The organism is Pantoea sp. SORGH_AS_0659, from assembly GCF_031453915.1.
Taxonomy (GTDB): domain Bacteria; phylum Pseudomonadota; class Gammaproteobacteria; order Enterobacterales; family Enterobacteriaceae; genus Pantoea; species Pantoea leporis.
On record NZ_JAVJAK010000001.1, the window covers coordinates 722,583 to 739,270 of the forward strand.

Annotated in this window: 16 protein-coding genes and 1 pseudogene; 1 reads left to right on the forward strand and 16 read right to left on the reverse strand. The window is 54.7% G+C overall.

What is annotated here, in order from left to right; translation table 11 throughout:
• Positions 1-2: 2 nt before the first annotated feature.
• From Q3H59_RS03560 to Q3H59_RS03570, 3 genes are read right to left on the reverse strand one after another with little or no spacing between them, the layout of a single operon-like run.
• Complete coding sequence (locus Q3H59_RS03560) at positions 3-1,676, reverse strand: PilN family type IVB pilus formation outer membrane protein (RefSeq protein ID WP_309836625.1); 1,674 nt, start codon at positions 1,674-1,676, stop codon at positions 3-5.
• 19 nt (positions 1,677-1,695) lie between these two features.
• Complete coding sequence (pilM, locus tag Q3H59_RS03565; protein WP_309833261.1) at positions 1,696-2,139, reverse strand: type IV pilus biogenesis protein PilM; 444 nt, start codon at positions 2,137-2,139, stop codon at positions 1,696-1,698.
• Position 2,140: 1 nt separating this feature from the next.
• Positions 2,141-3,439, reverse strand: a complete 1,299-nt coding sequence (locus Q3H59_RS03570) for a TcpQ domain-containing protein (RefSeq protein ID WP_309833263.1) — start codon at positions 3,437-3,439, stop codon at positions 2,141-2,143.
• 166 nt (positions 3,440-3,605) lie between these two features.
• On the opposite strand from Q3H59_RS03570, the gene Q3H59_RS03575 reads away from it, so the two are divergent.
• Positions 3,606-3,947 carry an FxLYD domain-containing protein gene (locus Q3H59_RS03575; RefSeq protein WP_309833265.1) on the forward strand — a complete coding sequence of 114 codons (342 nt, stop codon included), beginning with the start codon at positions 3,606-3,608 and terminating at the stop codon, positions 3,945-3,947.
• 137 nt (positions 3,948-4,084) lie between these two features.
• Here Q3H59_RS03575 and Q3H59_RS03580 read toward each other — a convergent pair whose 3' ends face one another.
• From Q3H59_RS03580 to Q3H59_RS03640, 13 genes and pseudogenes are all read right to left on the reverse strand, one after another.
• Entirely contained in the window at positions 4,085-4,516 is a 432-nt protein-coding gene (locus tag Q3H59_RS03580; RefSeq protein ID WP_309833267.1) for a DUF29 domain-containing protein, read from the reverse strand.
• A 100-nt stretch (positions 4,517-4,616) separates the two neighbouring features.
• The gene (locus Q3H59_RS03585; protein WP_309833269.1) at positions 4,617-5,165 is read right to left on the reverse strand and encodes a single-stranded DNA-binding protein; all 549 of its coding nucleotides are present in this window, start codon (positions 5,163-5,165) and stop codon (positions 4,617-4,619) included.
• A 72-nt stretch (positions 5,166-5,237) separates the two neighbouring features.
• On the reverse strand, positions 5,238-5,729 hold the full coding sequence (locus Q3H59_RS03590) for an STY4534 family ICE replication protein (protein WP_058770118.1): 492 nt from the start codon (positions 5,727-5,729) through the stop codon (positions 5,238-5,240).
• 636 nt (positions 5,730-6,365) lie between these two features.
• Positions 6,366-8,378, reverse strand: coding sequence for a DNA topoisomerase III (locus Q3H59_RS03595; protein WP_309833271.1), 2,013 nt, complete (start codon positions 8,376-8,378; stop codon positions 6,366-6,368).
• A gap of 17 nt (positions 8,379-8,395) precedes the next feature.
• Positions 8,396-9,118, reverse strand: a pseudogene (locus Q3H59_RS03600) (PFL_4669 family integrating conjugative element protein).
• Between the two features lie 329 nt (positions 9,119-9,447).
• A complete protein-coding gene (locus tag Q3H59_RS03605; RefSeq protein ID WP_309833273.1) occupies positions 9,448-10,680 on the reverse strand; it encodes an STY4528 family pathogenicity island replication protein in 1,233 nt (410 codons plus the stop codon).
• A gap of 78 nt (positions 10,681-10,758) precedes the next feature.
• Positions 10,759-10,989, reverse strand: coding sequence for a hypothetical protein (locus Q3H59_RS03610; RefSeq protein WP_058770063.1), 231 nt, complete (start codon positions 10,987-10,989; stop codon positions 10,759-10,761).
• Positions 10,989-11,597, reverse strand: a complete 609-nt coding sequence (locus tag Q3H59_RS03615) for a DUF2857 domain-containing protein (protein ID WP_309833275.1) — start codon at positions 11,595-11,597, stop codon at positions 10,989-10,991. Before Q3H59_RS03615 ends, Q3H59_RS03610 begins: the two co-directional genes overlap by 1 nt.
• 84 nt (positions 11,598-11,681) lie before the next feature.
• Positions 11,682-12,425, reverse strand: a complete 744-nt coding sequence (locus Q3H59_RS03620; protein WP_309833277.1) for a DUF2786 domain-containing protein — start codon at positions 12,423-12,425, stop codon at positions 11,682-11,684.
• Positions 12,415-12,672 carry a TraR/DksA C4-type zinc finger protein gene (locus tag Q3H59_RS03625; RefSeq protein ID WP_309833278.1) on the reverse strand — a complete coding sequence of 86 codons (258 nt, stop codon included), beginning with the start codon at positions 12,670-12,672 and terminating at the stop codon, positions 12,415-12,417. Before Q3H59_RS03625 ends, Q3H59_RS03620 begins: the two co-directional genes overlap by 11 nt.
• Positions 12,665-14,371: a ParB family protein gene (locus tag Q3H59_RS03630; RefSeq protein WP_309833280.1), complete on the reverse strand. Its 1,707-nt coding sequence runs from the start codon at positions 14,369-14,371 to the stop codon at positions 12,665-12,667. The genes Q3H59_RS03625 and Q3H59_RS03630 overlap by 8 nt, the downstream gene beginning before the upstream one ends.
• A complete protein-coding gene (dnaB-PI, locus tag Q3H59_RS03635; protein ID WP_267411405.1) occupies positions 14,368-15,735 on the reverse strand; it encodes an SPI-7-type island replicative DNA helicase in 1,368 nt (455 codons plus the stop codon). The genes Q3H59_RS03630 and dnaB-PI overlap by 4 nt, the downstream gene beginning before the upstream one ends.
• The gene (locus Q3H59_RS03640) at positions 15,725-16,648 is read right to left on the reverse strand and encodes a ParA family protein (RefSeq protein ID WP_309833283.1); all 924 of its coding nucleotides are present in this window, start codon (positions 16,646-16,648) and stop codon (positions 15,725-15,727) included. Before Q3H59_RS03640 ends, dnaB-PI begins: the two co-directional genes overlap by 11 nt.
• Between the last annotated feature and the right edge of the window lie 40 nt (positions 16,649-16,688).

A 16,688-nucleotide genomic window follows, 5' to 3' on the forward strand; every position in this document is an offset into this window, starting at 1 on the left:
GTTTACCTCAGCAGAACAGGGGTGATCATGATGACGAGCGTCGTGCGGCCGCGGGAGCCTGTCTGCCCGCCGCCCAGAATGAAGTTGTTTGGCGTAAGGGTGCCCTGTTTGTCTGCAGAAAGGTTCTGCTGTTCCGAACCGGTCAGCACCAGCGTCTGACCAGAGCGCAGATTGACCTTGCGGGCCAGCGCTTCGGTTGACGTTGTGGGCAGATCGTTACGGGTATTGCCGTCAGCGCTGACGAATTTCTCAATCTGCGGCGGGCTGGTATAGCTGAAGGCGAACTGCAGCTGCACGTCACCGTTTTCCTGAATGAACGGCAGCATGGTCATGAACAGGCCGGTGGTAATGGTCGACGTCGTCATTGATGAGGTGACGCCCACGTTTGCCGTTGCGGTTGTGCTGGAACTGGACAGGATGCCTTTCTGGCCCGAGAGCTGATAGGCCACCGGCGTCAGGTTGGCGGTAGGGTCAGTCTGGTTCAGCGCCATGCTGACATTACCCTGCTCGGAAAGGGCTTTGATAAGCAGGCTTGATCCGGAGAATTTAGCCGCATTACCTGTGGCCGTATCGAGGATAGAGATACCGGCGCTGGCGGCTGACGTGGAGGCATTGGCCATTGACCCTGTCAGGCTGGCGCCAAAGTTATGCAGGGATTTATAAACCAGCCCCCAGTCAAGCCCCAGCTGCTCGTTACGTGTCTGGCTGACGCTGACAATCTGAATATTGAGCTGTACCTGACGGCTCAGGACCTTGTTCTGATATTCGATATAGCGACCGACGCGGTTAAGCACGTCAGGCGTATCGGTCACGCTCAGCGTGCCGGTGGCGGCCGAAAGCCAGAATCGCCCGGATTTCGGGGTCAGCATCTGCTCAACCGTTTTACGAATATCATCGTAAAGGTCGCTGTTCATGCCGTAATCAGTTTTCTGATTAGAGCTGATATCGCCCGTCGTCCCGCCGGTCGTCCCGCCGCCGCTGCCCAGCTGATTGCCTGAGCCGGAATTGATCGAGGCGCTGCTGTTAACCTTTGTATTCAGGATAACCAGCTGAAAAGTGCGGGTATCCTGAAGATAGAAATACACGCCGCTGCTGTCACTTCGCCAGGACAGGCCGTATCCGCTGGCTTCAATATCAAGAAGATCGCGGACATCCCCCTGGAACTTAAGGCCACGCGCAATCATGGTGCTTTGCTGAACAGGCGCGGCCTGCACTGCAGAAGCGCCGATCTGTGAAAGCGGCACACGACCGTTATCATCGGGTGCTGGCAACGCACCGCTCATCGGGGAGGTGACCACACCTCCGGTTGTGACATTGCTCAGCGCTGCATAAGCATCGGGGGTGATCGACACCCGGATGCCACAAAGCGCGGTGATGCGCTGACCCAGCTCCGGCAGTGAAATCCCTTCCGGCCGGTTAATCGTTATCTGACAGGGAGGCAGTTTTTTTTCATCCGGCGTGGACACGACCGGTGCAACCGGCTGCAGGTTCACCCAGGGTTTATCAGACCAGACAACGGTAGGCTGAGATAAAGCCTGGCGGCTCTGCAGCACCCGCTGTGCCGTTTCAGCCTGACCTGTGGCCTCCTTATCCATTTTGCTGATTTCACTCAGCGAACATGATGACAGCACAAACGCGGCGGCCAGCGCTGTCAGGCAGAAAGGTAAACGCGGCATCCGCAGCCCCCTGGTGTTGTTAGTTAAGGTAAACAATGCTGCCCTCCGATACGCCGGACGGCAGAGAGAGATTCATATCGGTGCCATCCGCCATGCGCAGACGGCCACCGCTGACGGTCAGGGCCAGCGCCGAGGTCAAAGACCTCGCTCGCAGCGCGGCAAAAACACCGTCAGTTTCAGGCACCCATATCCAGAGGCGCCCCCCCTGGATAACGGTCTTAATGCGATTGTCCGGGAGCGGCACCATACCTGTCTGAGCAAGTGATACCGGACCATCAGCCACCGCTTTTCCGTAGCGCCAGTTATTTACCGCGTCCGCGGTGCGCAGCACGTCGCCGGCAAGCCGATCCGGCAGGGTCTGCTGCATTGAAAGCCGGATGTGTTCAGCAGAATGGCGCTGCGCATCACCCGCCATCAGCGTAATGACCAGGCAGAACACGAGTATGGGCAGCGCAAACCCCATCTCAGTGACCTCCTCCCGCTGGCGTATCGCTCACGGAAATCAGGCACTGAATACGATTGGCTTCAGCGAAAAGGGGTTTTTCGGCTTTGCGGTAGAGGTCAAAAACCTGAACCATGACCGACTCAAAGTTGCCGTGGAAAACCAGCGGCGCATCGATGCGGTAATCAAGCGTCACGGGCCAGATAACGACCCAGTTGCCGCCATTACTGCACTGTGCTTTCGAAGCCCAGCTGGTCAGCGTCTCTTTCAGAGTCGAACCCGGTTCCGCCCGCCAGGTCTGCCCGACGGGAAGCGCAGCAACTGGCGTACCCGGCGCATAAGAAGATGAGGCCTGGCTGCTGACGGGAGGCGCCGGCGGCAGCGCTGTAACGGGGCGGACGGGTGCCGACGGTGAGGTACCGTTCACTGTAGTCTGCAGCGCGGCCGCCGGGCGCGCTGCGGCAACAGTTGGTTTCTGCGACAGCGCTGTTCTTTGATCAGGTGCATGAGTCGCAGCAGGGGATGACACCGGTTTACTTTTTACCGGGGCCACCGAAGGGATTTTCTGTGGTGCCGACACGTTCGCCGCCGTCAGCACCGGAGACGGAACTGCGGGATTCTGCGGTTTAAGCGACGTTTCCGGGGCGGTGGCCGGGGCATTGACGCTGATGGTGTCACCGGTAAAAGGGTTGCGTGAGACGGTATTGCCTTTTCCCGTCACCACCGGGGGCTGAACAGGCTGCGTCACAACCGGACGATTCACATTTACAGCCTGTGGCGCACGCGAGATTGGCACCGTCTGGGGGGTAGCAAAACTACGGAACTGGTCACGCAGCTCAAAGCAGATTTCGCGGTTCACCTCATCTACCTTCAGGCGCCAGGCTGGACCGGCCAGCACCTGCAGGGCTTCACTCAGTTTCACAGGACCGATATCGCGCTGCACGGCAGGAAGGGGGCGGCTGAGCAGTTCTGAAAATGCTGAAGAAGTGGCTGAGCATAGTGAATAGCCGGATTCCAGCAGGAGATAACGAAATCCTTCCCCCACAGAGTTCACCAGCTGAGCAGGCATAGTGATATCGATTATCTGATTAAGCGGATCGCGCTGCGCATCATCTGGGCGTGTGCTGACGAGCGTGTAACGGTCGTAGCGCACCACTTCAGGGGAACGATTTCGGTAAATGTCATCGAAGCGGGCAGGCTGCTGATAACGGCCATTGATTAATGGCGCTGCGTCATAGGCCGGGTTGCTGCAGCTTGCCAGCATGACAGAGCAGGCAAGCAGTCCGGCTCCCGTTGCCGCGCGTCTTGAAGGTACTGCCATCAGGATTCACCCCAGGAATAGTCTTAGTCAGGAGTGCTATTCTCGCGGTGGAGGAAAAACGGACAATGCGAAACTATGTCTGCGGATTAAAGAATTAAGTTTTGCAAACCGATAGAAGAAAAGTGGCAGTCAGTCACTTTATCAAAACAGTCAAAATGAGGATGACATGAAAAAAAGCATTTACGGTGTTTGCCTTTACTTAGCACTGGTCGCCGGAGCAACGGCTGCAGGCAACGATAACGTACAGTTAAGTAATCTGCATTTTCAGAGCACACAAAACGGATTACAAATAATTCAGGGGCTGGGCCAAAATACCAGTTCAAAGACCCTCGCAAATGTAATCATCAAAATCAACCTGCTTAAAGATGATGTGGTTATCGGTCAGGCGGGAGACTTTGTCAGTAACATTGAGCCTGGTCAGAAATTTGTTATTAACGCCAGCTTCAACAGCATTGAACTGCACCCTGACTCGTTCAAGGTTACAGAGGTAACGGCTTTACAGAAATAATCCCCTCCGGGGCAACCTCTTCGGTCCATAAAAGCAAGTTTTACGTACCGAAGGGGTTCTCGATTTTCCCGCTGTTTCAGGTTGCATTGGATAAAAAAAGCGCCCGAAGGCGCTTTCTTGTCTGGCATAGTGGTAACTCATTCAGGATAAAATTCCTGAGACAGAATTTTTTCCATATCCCAGATACAGTCCTCGGGAAAGACGTCAAGTTGCGTTTCCTGAGTTGCAGAAGATACAGCATCGGCCCATACAGCAGCTATCCAGTCACGATCAGAGAGCGCAGTTTTCAGGCTGGGTGTGCCTTTGATGTGTAATGCCAGTGCTTTTCTTTGTTCTTTGATGGTTCGCTGCCAGCTGGAACCTCGGCGGCCCGGCTGAAACTTCCATTTGAGAAGATGCGCCAGCAGAACGGCCATACGACTGGCAAGTTCCCGCTTTTCGCTTTTGCCCACGTCCTCGATCTCCTCGGCGATATTAGCAATATCAATCTCAGAGAACCGACCGGCACGCAGTAAAGCTGCCTGCTCCTGAGCCCAGGCAACAACATCAGCTTCGTATCGTGTGTTCATGGTAGATCTCCAGTGACATTCCTGATTAATGAACATCATTATAGAAGAAAAAAGCGCCAGACTGAACCGGCGCACTTTAGGTCATAATTATATGAATCCATTACGAAATGGCGTAAATGGCTTTCCGGCATATGCCATAACCGTGTCCGAGGAACGGTATGTCATCGTCAAAATCCATTGGTGGCTCATTCGCCGGATTCTGTGGCGCTGAATGAGGCTGCTGAGGTTGCTGAGGCTGGCCCCATGCACTCTGCTGACCTGACTGCGCATTGTTTCCACTGGTGTTGGTGCCATTGTTACGGCCTCCGCCCAGCATCTGCATCGTTCCGTTTATTCCCACAACGACTTCGGTAGTCCAGCGATCGGTGCCGCTGTTATCCGTCCATTTACGGGTGCGTAGCTGACCTTCGATATACACCTGTGACCCCTTACGAAGGTATTCACCGGCAACTTCAGCCAGCTTGCCAAACAGCACGACGCGATGCCATTCGGTAATTTCCCGGTTTTCACCGGTCTGTTTATCACGCCAGGTTTCAGAAGTGGCCAGGCTTAAGCCGGTCACCGCTTTGCCATCTGGCATGTAACGAACTTCAGGGTCCTGACCGAGATGACCGACCAGAATAACTTTGTTGACGCCGCGTGCGGACATAATGTTTTCCTCTCAGAAATATGGGGTGAGAAACACGACCACCGGGATGTTCCGGTGGTGTGTCCGTAACGCTTAGAACGAATTCGGATCGTACTCTTTCTGAGCCGATGAGCCGGATTCTGGCGTCTGGGAAGCATTGGGTGCCTGATAGACTACGTCCTGACCTTTCTTGATGAACTCCACCTTGATCAGGCGGGCCTTCAGGGAAGGACGGCTTTCACCAGCATGATCACCCGACTGAAGGGTAAACACATCGGCTTTGAGTCCGCTTAGCACGAAGCCAATCAGCACTTTTTCTTCTTCATCAACGGCTTTTTGACAGCGATTAATGAGTTTGGTGGTATCCGCGCCAGCGACTGTGACATCGAAGCGGGTATAGGACGCATTATCAGTAGGGCCGGTCAGAGCATTAATAACGGCGCAGGTGAATTCGCCATTGGGTCCCTGAACACGACGTATCGAATTGAGATATCCGATACCGCTGACGTTGAGGTTGAAAAACTCTTTTTTCTGATTAGCAGATGCAGAGCTATTTGAAGCAGGGGTATTGGTGGTTGCAGTCATGATAATTTCTCCGGAGTAAAAACTAAACAGGTTGCGGAGAAACATCTTTCCCTTACGGGAAGTGTTTCCCGCAGGGATGTCAGCAAAATTTGCCGACTGGCTGAGTTGGTGAAATGGACCTTAACCTGTAGATCAGGTTCCTGTTTTCAAAGGTTAAACAGGTTTGAACCGCCCGAAAGCGCCATCTCTCAGGTTATGATGGCATTGGCATGTGATTACCCGAAGGCGTTCCTCTCAAATCACCGGAACATTGGCAGTTGTCGGAACGACAACGATTAGCCACTTAATCATTCATTCAGACGCCGCGGATGTCAACGTCGCAGCGTGCAAAAAATCATCAGCACATAAAAATAAAAAAAGCGGCACCCTGCGGCACCGCCCTCTGAGGTCTGCACCATCGACCTGATGTTAATCTGCTTAAAGCAGTTGCTCCGCTGGCGTGTTCAGTTCCCGGCACGGGTTTCACGGAGTTTTCGTGCCTTACCGGCTCCCGTTCAGGTGTGGACAGGGCCGGTCAGACTGTATTCCGTCAGCACATGCATTAGATGCTGACGAAACCCGCAGTCACGGGGTGCGGCTTCAGAGCCGGTGCCACAATAGCAAAGCCCCTGACGGCCCGCAATCGGAGACGACGGATTAATTCTTCTTTGATTCAGCAGACTTAGGTTTCCGGGAACGCTTGTTTTTGCTGCCGCTGATGTTGATGACGCCTTTGCACCCAGGGTAGCGCTGGCAGCTCCAGAACTCCCCCCTGTCCCCTTTGCGTAGGCGGGTTTTCCCTCCGCACATCGGGCAGGCTGGCGTGGGCGGAACCCGGATACGGACCTGCTGCTGAGCCCCGTGGCTGACCAGGTTGCGCGTCCAGCCGGCCTGGCGCTGCAGAAAGTCGTCCAGCGACATACGGCCGGCGGCAACTTCATCCAGAGCCTGTTCCCAGAGCGCGGTCATGCCCGGCTCGGTCAGCTGGGGCGGCAGGGCATCGATCACATCGGTTCCCAGTTCGGTCGCCATTATTTTGCTGCCTTTACGCACAATGAAACGCCGGTTCAGCAGCTGCTCAACGATGCCTGCTCTGGTGGCTTCGGTGCCCAGCCCCGCATTGTCTTTAAGCACTTTACGCAGCGCAACGTCCGTAACAAAAGCGGCCGCATTCATCATAGCTCCAATCAGGGTGGCAAACGTATAGTGTGCCGGCGGACGGGTCATCAGCTGCGCCACCTCAGCACCGGTCACCGCACAGCGGTCACTACGGCTGAGCGGCGGCAGGGCAGCGTCTGCTTCATCGTCCTCATCAACATCATTATCCCGGTCTTGTTCAAACAGGACCTTCCAGCCCTTTATCACCTCTGTTCGTCCGGTGCTGCGGAACAGCTGCCCGCCAATATCGAACTGCAGTCGGGTGATATCGGACTCATGTAGGGGCAGGAACTGCGCCAGGTAGTTACGGCGGATGAGCAGATAGACGTTACGTTCCGCCTCCGACAGCGCGGACAACTGAAACGCATTGCGCGTGGGGATAATGCCGTGGTGTGCCGTTATTTTTTTGTCGTTCCAGATGCGCGAGACAAATTCCATGTCGAGGCCTGCCAGCACCGGTGCACATTCCGGATCGGTACGGCCAATGGCATCGAGCACACCGGAAATCTCTTCCCGCATGGATTCAGGCAGGTAACCGCAGTCGGTGCGGGGGTAAGTGGTTGCCTTGTGCTTTTCATACAGGCTCTGCGCGGTATCAAGCACCTGCTGGGGTGACATATCCCACATTCTGCCACAGGCCTGCTGCAGGGTGCCCAGCGAAAAAGCCAGCGGTGCGGCGGATTTTTCGCGCTTAGTGTCACATTCTGTCACTACTGCGTGCCCCGTCTGACGGCAGAGCTGAGCCACCTGCTGCGCGATGTTCTGGTGAACACAGCGCTTTTCTTCGTCGGTATACACCTTCGCCGGCACCCACTGCGCCGGAAAAGTGATGCCGCCGGCCGAAATAATCGCTTTAACCTGCCAGTAAGGCCTGGGCACGAAAGAGGCGATTTCCCGGTCCCGGCGAACAACCAGCGCCAGCGTCGGTGTCTGCACACGACCTACAGAGACAACGCCATCGAAGCCTGCCTCGGCTGCACGCAGGGTATAAAGACGGGAGAGGTTCATGCCTATCAGCCAGTCGGCCCGGGCTCGCCCGAGACCGGCGTGATACATCCCGAGCGTGGCTTGGCCGGGGCGAAGGTCCTTAAGTGCTGCGCGGATGCTGATTTCATCCAGAGCGGAGAGCCAGAGCCGCTGCACCGGGCCTTCCCAGCGGCAGTAATCCAGCAGCTCGCGCGCGATGACTTCACCCTCACGATCAGCATCAGTGGCAATCACCACGTCGTCAACCTGACGCAGCAGCCGCTCAATGACTTTAAACTGATCCTGCGTCTCCTTCTTAACAACGACCTGCCAGGGGGCCGGCAGGATGGGAAGCGCAGAGAGCGACCAGGGCTTACCATACTGCTGACCATAGGCCTCCGGCGGGGCGGTTTCCAGCAGGTGGCCTACAGCCCAGGTGACGGTGACGCCACTGCCTGACAGAAACCCATCGCCGCGACGGGTGGCGCCGACTACCTCTGCCAGATCGCGCCCCTGAGAGGGCTTTTCACAGATATAAAGGCGCATAGCCACCCTCCTGTGAGTCAGACTGACTGATAACGCATGCGCAGCAAATTTACGCTCGCTTCATTCACCGGCGGTGAAAAGGCTGAGCGCTTTTCGCCGAGCAGAACGGCACGATCGGGCTAACCTGCATCCTGGCAGGCCTTCTGCCAGACAGCATTGTTTTCTGCTGCATCCAGGCGTGTTGCATCCACCCTACGGTAAGATAAAACAGTCCCGTAAATCTGACGCAGCAGCCGTCCTCCTTCACTGAGATAACTGTCCCGGTCATTTCGCGTGATCAGTCCATAATGCGATGCCTGAAGCACCTTTTTGGCAAATTGGTCAAATCCTACCAGCAGAAACACGCACCGGTAGCCCAGCGGAGTACGCGTATAAACATGAATATCCAGTGGCTCTGCCGAAGAAACTTCCGTCAATGTTACGCCCTGTGGGAGCGCACTCATATCTTCATCCAGCTTACTGATAAGCCCGGACATCGTTTCAGATGCAGATTTCAGCTTTTCTTCCAGACGGTACATAGCTTCATCAGCCCAGGGATTGTTACTCAGCGAATCCTGGTTAATTTGTGTTGCGCGCGCGAAGAACTGAGGCATTCCGATAATGCCGTGTTTCGCAGGCGCGTCTCCCTCCGGCTTCTCCCGTTTGCGCCCCAGCCACAAACCAATTGCATAATTGGTATGGAGGGCAATTGTCATTTCAGACTGAAGAGAACCTGTCTTTGTTACCTGTTTATCTGCCATCGTTATCGTCACCTGTATTCAGTTAAGAAGAGCTGGCATAGTCCTGAATCAGATGTATTCCCAACAATGTGAAACTCATAATTACGGATAAGAAATTAACGGCGGGTTAGATTTTGATTTGATTGCGCCCCGCAACACTGCTTACTTTTTAGCCGCTGTTGCGCCCCGCAACACTGCTTGTTTTTTAACCACTGTTGCGCCCCGCAACGCTACTTGTTTTTTAGCCACTGTTGCATCCCGCAATACTGCTCGTTTATTACCGCAGGGTAGATTGTGTCAGCTGCAAGTGTCTTACCGGATGGAGGTAAGCTGAAGCTTCAACCGTCTAATTATTTGCTAACACTCTGGCGTATGCTTTCAATCATCGCCCTGACATCCTCCCTAGAAGGCCGGCTCGCAGGCTTTACAGGCAGACTGGCTGCTGGTACAGCACGCGGGACGGTTGTACTGGAATTGTTGCTGCCGGAACTGCCATGTACTGCGGTTTCATGCAAATTCAGCTCACCGCAACGGGCACGTCGCAGCATCGTGAACAACCAGCCAACCGGGTTATTAAGCCTGCCAAGTCGCAGTTGTTCGCGCAGCATGTCAGCCAGCGCCTTCGCTAGCGCTTCCGGCAGTGAGGTCATCTGGGTGGTGAGCATCTGTCGATCCTCACTGTTCAGCCCGTTAACAAAGTCTTCAGGCAAAAAATGCTCTCCACCCGGTACGTACGTTTTTTTATTCACACTCTGTGTGAAAGAACGTACGTTACAGTCCGGATTTCGGACTCCGGTGTAAGTCATTGATTTCAGGCTGAGTCCGGATTCCGGACTCGGCGTTTTCTCCATTAATGAATTACTGAGTCCGTTTTCCGGACTCAGTGGATCTGGTTGATTCTTTGCACTTTTCTGACTGAGTCCGGAATCCGGACTGCGGGTCACAGCCTGGCGATTGCAGACCATCTGCTGAGGAGTGGACGGCGCGCTCAGGCGACTTTCGATAAGGGCCAGGCGACTGTGGCGATGACGCATCCCGGGGTCCTGCAGGATATCATTCACCACGGCCAGCGCCGTCATCCGGACCGCTTTATTACGATTCTGGCAGCTCTCTTCAACAAGCGTCAGCCAGCCCGGGTCAAAGGTTTCGGCGTCACGGTAACCCAGCGGCTCATCATGCTGCGCGTAGATATTGCCCCTCACGCGGCCACGGTCATCACGCACCCGCTTACACAGACTGAGCCAGCCGGTCAGGCGCAGCATCAGTAGAACGCGGCTCACCGTATCGCGTGAGGATTTTTCGGAATGCGCGGAGGCCAGCTGAACCTGTAGCTCGTCATAGGTCGGAAAGATGGCTCCCTCATTCTGCTGCGCATAAAGCCTGATCATCACCCAGGCGGTTTTATCCAGCGGTGACAGACGCGTATCAAGAAACAGCCTGCGCGGGAACGCATCGTGCACGTTTCCCATAAATAGCAGCCCGCTGCGTTCCTGGCTTACATCGCCGTTATCAGCGCGCCGCTCAAGATTCTGCTGCATTCTGCCAAGCGTATGCGCCACGATACTGTCGGCGGGAATGGTCATTTTATGCTCTCCTCTTCTGCCTGAGACAGCACTGTGCCGGGATAAACCCGGCACAGTGTGGTCATCAGCGGCAATCCGTTACCGGCGTATTTCACGGTTGTATGTCTCATGATCCATCAGCCACCACTGCCGGCCACCGTCCTTGCTCAGGATGCGCCAGAACGGTCCAACATCTATCTTGAGATATCCGTTCATGGCCAGCCGGCGGAACACTTTCTGGCCGCAGCAAAGTGCATGGAATAACTTTTGCGCCCGGCGGCGTACCGCCGGGGAAACCTGCTGACGAGGAGAAAAATCTTCCAGTTCCATCACGCCTCCTTACGTATTTGTGCGGGCGCAGTGCGGGCAGTGGTACCCGCCTCCCGGCACAACTGACATACGCGGCTCCAGACTGCTGTCAGGGAAAGACCCAACTGCTCCGCCGCGAGCATCATCGCCTCAAGCGCCTGATGGGAATCAGGAGATGTCAGACCTGAGGCTTTCCATTCGATCCAGAGCGCTGCGTCCTGAGGCTCTGTCAGGGCCTGAGTTCGCCCCTGCCGGGACTCGATGCCCATCAGACGGCGGCGTGCACTCACTTCTGAGGGTGACAGGCCAAAGTACCGGTCGATAAGCTCCATTGAGCCGCCGAGTTCAAGTGCACGGTCAATCATCATGAACCGCTTCTGCTCGTTCCGGGCCTGATTCAGCATTAGCCAGAAATTTTCATGATTGAGGGAGACATCTAGCACGGAAACGTGTGACTGGCTGAGGTAGTGCAGTTCGTCAAGACTAAGGTGACTTAGCGCACGGATCTCTTCAACGGACATACCCAGTGACTCGCAGCGGCGGATATTGCCGTTTTTGATGTCCATCAGCAGTGCGGAAAGAATGGCCGTGGTAGCCTGAGAGAGATTAGAAAAGTTATGCTGGCTCACAGGCCACCTCCTGAAATCGCCTGGTCGGCGACGAGCAGAACATCAAAAAGCCAGCCCGACAGGCAGGCACACCATAAAAAAACATCAGTCATGAGAGCCTCCCCCTGCTGAAATCTGCCGGGGAGCCTGTTCACCACTGAGGCCATGATGAAGGTCGGCATCCCGGCCGGCGAGAAAACCGGCCATCCGGGCAGCGCTGTCACCGCGGCAGCTTCCCGCCTCACGAACAGTCAAGTCGGCCAGTGCGTCTCCGGCATGGCGCTTTGTCAGCCAGCGCTGAAGTACGGTATTTTCCTCCTCAGAGGGCGCAAATGAACGCAGCACCTGCCAGACGCCGGATACCCAGCCCTCCCTGAACTGATCTGCACGACGACGGCGCGTACGCAGCAGCATTCGACGGGTACGATACTGTTCCATGTGCGTTTCAGACGCGGCGCGCAGCTGGCGCTGCAGAACGGTATAGATGTAGAGCGCCACCTCGGGTCGTTCGCTGAAGCCATAAAAGTGAAGTGAACGGCGAACGCTGCTGGTTCCCTGTGAACTGACATGAACATGCCAGCCAAACCAGCAGCGACATCCTGTGGCCATGCAGACCACTGTTGCCAGAGAGCTCAGCCAGGCTGGCACTTTATCTGCATTGCTGGTCAGGCTCAGGCAAACTGACTCGGTGATGCCACTGAGAGAAAGCATGTCTGGCGTCATACCATGACGCTGCATAAGCCGCTGGGCCAGTGCAACCGCACGGGCGGCTTCATGAGGATTACTGTTGCGCGTGCCCAGCGCCATCAGGCGGCGGATACGGGCTGTGACTTTTGCGTTATCCGACATAGCGCATCCCCCTGCTCCCGGTAGCACGGTGACGGTCCTGTTTCTCTTTGACATCCTGACAGCCAGCACAGAATTCCACGCCCGGCACAGCCTGCTGGCGAGCGACCGGTATGTCTGCTCCGCAGCATTCGCAGAACGCTTTTGACGGTTTTACAGAGTGCACCTGCGCCCGGATTGCATCTATGCCGCGCTGGGTGAACAGAGCCGTACTGGCTTGCGCCAGTTCATCGTTCAGATCATCAGACATTTTCCCCTCCCTTTGCAGCAAGTCGCTGCAGCTCACGCAGACGGCGGATAATGCGGATAAGACGCATTGTTTTCACAACCGTAACATCGTCGAATACGGCCACGTCAGCCGGAGATTGAGTACCAAAGAAATTCAGACAGAACATAAACATATTGAACTGTTTGTTGGGGAGTGAGCCGGACAGGCCTGCCAGGAAGAGGACAAATTCGCTGCCGGTTTCGGAGACGGCAAAGCCTGATGACTGAGGGTGTTTATCCTCCCGCACGTTGTCCGCACAGCCCATCGCCTCAGCAATCTCGAAGACAAGCCGGTAGGCCATATCCTGCAGATGCTCGATATCATCCTGGAGTGCCGGGATGTGCCAGATATCGCTGACGGGCTCAAGGCCGGTAGCAGCGAAGGAGACTGAGCTGACTGACGCCGGCAGAGGGTCATTTTCCTCACCAATTGCTGATAACAGTGTGCTCTGACTGAAATCAGTAAGAGAAATGCTGTCCGTACCAGCCGTTTCACCGGTAATGACCGGCCGGCCGCCAAAAAGGTCATCCTGGACTTCGCGACGCGGTTCACTGCCGGCGGTTACCAGTGCGTTTACAGGTAGTTCAGCGCCTGCGTGCAGTTCCGGAGCTGGCTCGGGACGACCGCGTGTGATCAGGGTGCCGCTGCGCAGGCCCGTTACCGGGGTTTCGGAATCTGTATCCGGAGGCAGAACAGTGACATTAGACGTCGGGGATTCCCGGCCTGTCGCTCTTTCCTGTGGTGGCGACATTGCCGGCAGCGGTGGCGGCTCACCAAACTGCTCACGGCGCTTCTGTTCACGGGGGTCAAGCTCAATCAGCCATCGATCATAATTGAGGCTCGGATGGGGCAGAGCTTTAACCAGGAGACCTATTAATTCATCGCGCAGGTGATCAAAGGAGAAGCTGTCAGGATCATTAAAATTCTTGCACGCTTCACCAAATACCCGCTCAAATTCATCTGTCGAATCATCGGATACGTCATATTTAGTCCATACTTTCTCAGCCAGAATTCTGAGGTTGAGGATGGGGAGGGCCTGCCCACGACTGAGTCCTCTTTCCAGAAGGTCAGGCATGTGCGGATGAAGATATTTGAGTGTATCCTCCATCCGGCTGATACTGGATGCGTGAACAGGATAGCCTTCATCGTTCAGGAGTTCAGACAACTCACGAAGTGAAACAGGCCTTCCCAGCTGCTCTTCCTGAATAATTCTCGCATTGTGAATCCCAAATGCTTTGTCAATGAAGCTCAGATCTCCCCTGACGTCGTTTTCAGCCAAATGTCCGACAAGACATTTCAGTCGCCCGGGCCACGGTTTAAAAATGGTGTGTATGCGATAGAAACGTTCATCGCCGGTTTCCTGCCATAACTCACAGAGAATCTGATATCGGGTGTTGCCGCCGTCGCTGAAGATGTAAACGTCTTCCCCCTGAGGATCGCGGGTCACTTTTGGAATGGAATCCAGCCCGCGAGCACGCACGGAGGCTTTGATTTCTTCATAACGCGGATTGCGGCCTTTACGGGGGTTGTCCGGATTCGGGCGCAGCTGATCCAGAGTCAGTACCATTGCCATTTCGCTGACCGGCAACGAAGCGGCATCCATTGGGTCAGTGATCTGAGAAGGCGATTTACCCCGTTGCAGCATGGCAGCACCGATGTTCAGGTTACGAACGTTACTCATGCTGCTGTCCTCCCTGCGCTGGCCGTCAGGTCAGAAAATCGGGTGAAACGACCTTCATATTGCAGGCGAATTGTGCCTGTAGGCCCCTGGCGTTGTTTGCTGATGATGATTTCAGCGACGCCTTTATCATCCGTGTTTTCGTGGTAGACCTCATCACGGTAGATAAAAACGATGACGTCAGCGTCCTGTTCAAGAGCCCCGGAATCGCGAAGATCACCATTATTCGGACGTTTATCTGCGCGGCTCTCAAGCTGTCGGTTCAGTTGTGACAGCGCGACAACAGGGCAGTCCATTTCTTTGGCCAGCGCTTTCAGAGAACGCGATATTTCTGCAATTTCCTGCGTGCGGTTTTCCTGATCCGGGCAGCGCATCAGCTGCAGGTAATCAAGACCGATAATCGATGGATGACCATAGCGCCGCGCGTTGCGTCTGGCGCGAATACGAAGCATCGCGGGCGTCAGTGAACCGGTGTCATCAATGATGAGGCGATCTTTGAGGTCCCCTGTTAATAGCCCATAAGCGTTTGACACTCGCGCCCAGTCTTCATCATCCATTAACCCACTCTTGAGGTGCGTCAGGTCTATGCTGCCCAGTGAAGCAACCATGCGCATCAGGATCTGTTCTGTAGGCTGTTCAAGACTGTAAAACTGCCCGTTTGACTCCTTTTTTTTCATTAAGGAATTAATCAGCAAACTTATTAGCAACGCCGTTTTACCCATCGATGGACGTGCCGCTATAAGCACTAAGTCGCCAGCCTGAAGACCGCTGGTCATAGCATCGAAGTCTTCAAAACCTGTAGGCGTACCGGTAATACCGTCAGGGACATTGCACCGGCGCTCCAGCTCAACCAGCAGCTTTTCCATACCATCAATGAGAGTAACTGCCTGTTCAGGTTCAGTTCGCTCGGCAAGTCGGGTGATTTTCTGCTCGGCAATTTCCATTACCCTTTCAATATCAGCACCCGGTTTTTTTACCGATTCAGTGATTTCTGTACCAATTGCGGCTAACTGACGACCCTGACTGTATTTTGCCACGATGTCACAGTACGCAACGATATTTGCCGCGCTGGGCGTATTCTTAGCGAGCTCTGCCAGGTAGGCAAAGCCACCGAGTTGGTCAAGGGCATCTTTACCACGGTTTTCAATACTTTCAGCCAGCGTCACGAGGTCTATGGGCTTACTGGCCGCCACCAGACGCGTCATTTCCTGAAAGATGGCTTTATGAACCTTATGGAAGAAATCACTGGCGCTGAGGCGGATTGCTACTTCATCCCAGCGATCGTTATCCAGCATCAGGCCACCGATGACAGACTGTTCAGCATCAAGAGAAAACAGACCGGGGATATTTCTGCGATTAGAGGTCATCTTTACGCCCCCCTTCTGCTGCAAGCTCGTCAAACTTCTCTTTCCATTCGGGAAAAAGTTCGCATGCAAGGTTGTGCATGGAATCAAAGGCCGAATCACTTTTACGGCTGGTTTTCTTCTCGAGTCTGTGAACTGGCTGCCCTGCTGCATGACCATGTTTATAGATATCCAGGTCATAGATTCTGGTCTGAAGCATCTCAATAACTATTTTGTCCGAATGCTGACTGTAATCACCGCCTGAAATGATGGCTTCAGCATGCTCAACGGTGGTTTTGGCCAGCACCGTATAATCCATACAGTTAACCAGCATGCGTATCTGCGGGAGTTTGATACCAAAGGCCAGATAAGGAAGGAGCTCTTCCATAAGAGCAACTGTGCCGCGCATGAATTCGCGGACATCGGGCAGAACGGGCTTTACCATGCCGATCATTTCACCGGTAGCGGCAAGAATAATCAGTTCCGACATCACCGAACGTGAACCCTGTGAATCTATCAGGATGACGTCATACCTGCTGAATACTGGATTCGCCAGCGCATTCCGCAGGCGCACGCGCCCGTCGGCAACATTGAGCATGTAGGTAGGTAAAAGGTTGCGGGGATCATTGGAGACAATGACGTCCAGATTATCGATCTCGGTGCGGGAAATTATGTTTTCTGGCCGTGAGAGGTCTGCAGTCTGCATGAGCAGCTCATAGAGACCGCAAGGCGCTTCATATGCTAAGGGATAGATACTGCTGGCAGTTGGCTGAGCGTGATCCCCGTCGATAATGAGGGTTTTGATGCCCGCATCCGCGAGAAAACCGCCGAGATTTGCGGCCTGGGTTGATTTACCCTCGCCACCTTTAGTTGAAACAACTGGAATCACTTTCGGTCTGGCACCAAGTGATTTGTAATCATCTGATTTTAAATGCATTTATAACACCTGAAGTTTATTCAGGTGAGATAAGCAATTT

Coding starts and splice junctions, on each gene's coding strand:
- Q3H59_RS03560 (WP_309836625.1), bottom strand. CDS start 1,676: ATGCCGCGTTTACCTTTCTGCCTGACAGCGCTGGCCGCCGCGTTTGTG.
- pilM (WP_309833261.1), bottom strand. CDS start 2,139: ATGGGGTTTGCGCTGCCCATACTCGTGTTCTGCCTGGTCATTACGCTG.
- Q3H59_RS03570 (WP_309833263.1), bottom strand. CDS start 3,439: ATGGCAGTACCTTCAAGACGCGCGGCAACGGGAGCCGGACTGCTTGCC.
- Q3H59_RS03575 (WP_309833265.1), top strand. CDS start 3,606: ATGAAAAAAAGCATTTACGGTGTTTGCCTTTACTTAGCACTGGTCGCC.
- Q3H59_RS03580 (WP_309833267.1), bottom strand. CDS start 4,516: ATGAACACACGATACGAAGCTGATGTTGTTGCCTGGGCTCAGGAGCAG.
- Q3H59_RS03585 (WP_309833269.1), bottom strand. CDS start 5,165: ATGTCCGCACGCGGCGTCAACAAAGTTATTCTGGTCGGTCATCTCGGT.
- Q3H59_RS03590 (WP_058770118.1), bottom strand. CDS start 5,729: ATGACTGCAACCACCAATACCCCTGCTTCAAATAGCTCTGCATCTGCT.
- Q3H59_RS03595 (WP_309833271.1), bottom strand. CDS start 8,378: ATGCGCCTTTATATCTGTGAAAAGCCCTCTCAGGGGCGCGATCTGGCA.
- Q3H59_RS03605 (WP_309833273.1), bottom strand. CDS start 10,680: ATGACCATTCCCGCCGACAGTATCGTGGCGCATACGCTTGGCAGAATG.
- Q3H59_RS03610 (WP_058770063.1), bottom strand. CDS start 10,989: ATGGAACTGGAAGATTTTTCTCCTCGTCAGCAGGTTTCCCCGGCGGTA.
- Q3H59_RS03620 (WP_309833277.1), bottom strand. CDS start 12,425: ATGTCGGATAACGCAAAAGTCACAGCCCGTATCCGCCGCCTGATGGCG.
- Q3H59_RS03625 (WP_309833278.1), bottom strand. CDS start 12,672: ATGTCTGATGATCTGAACGATGAACTGGCGCAAGCCAGTACGGCTCTG.
- Q3H59_RS03630 (WP_309833280.1), bottom strand. CDS start 14,371: ATGAGTAACGTTCGTAACCTGAACATCGGTGCTGCCATGCTGCAACGG.
- dnaB-PI (WP_267411405.1), bottom strand. CDS start 15,735: ATGACCTCTAATCGCAGAAATATCCCCGGTCTGTTTTCTCTTGATGCT.
- Q3H59_RS03640 (WP_309833283.1), bottom strand. CDS start 16,648: ATGCATTTAAAATCAGATGATTACAAATCACTTGGTGCCAGACCGAAA.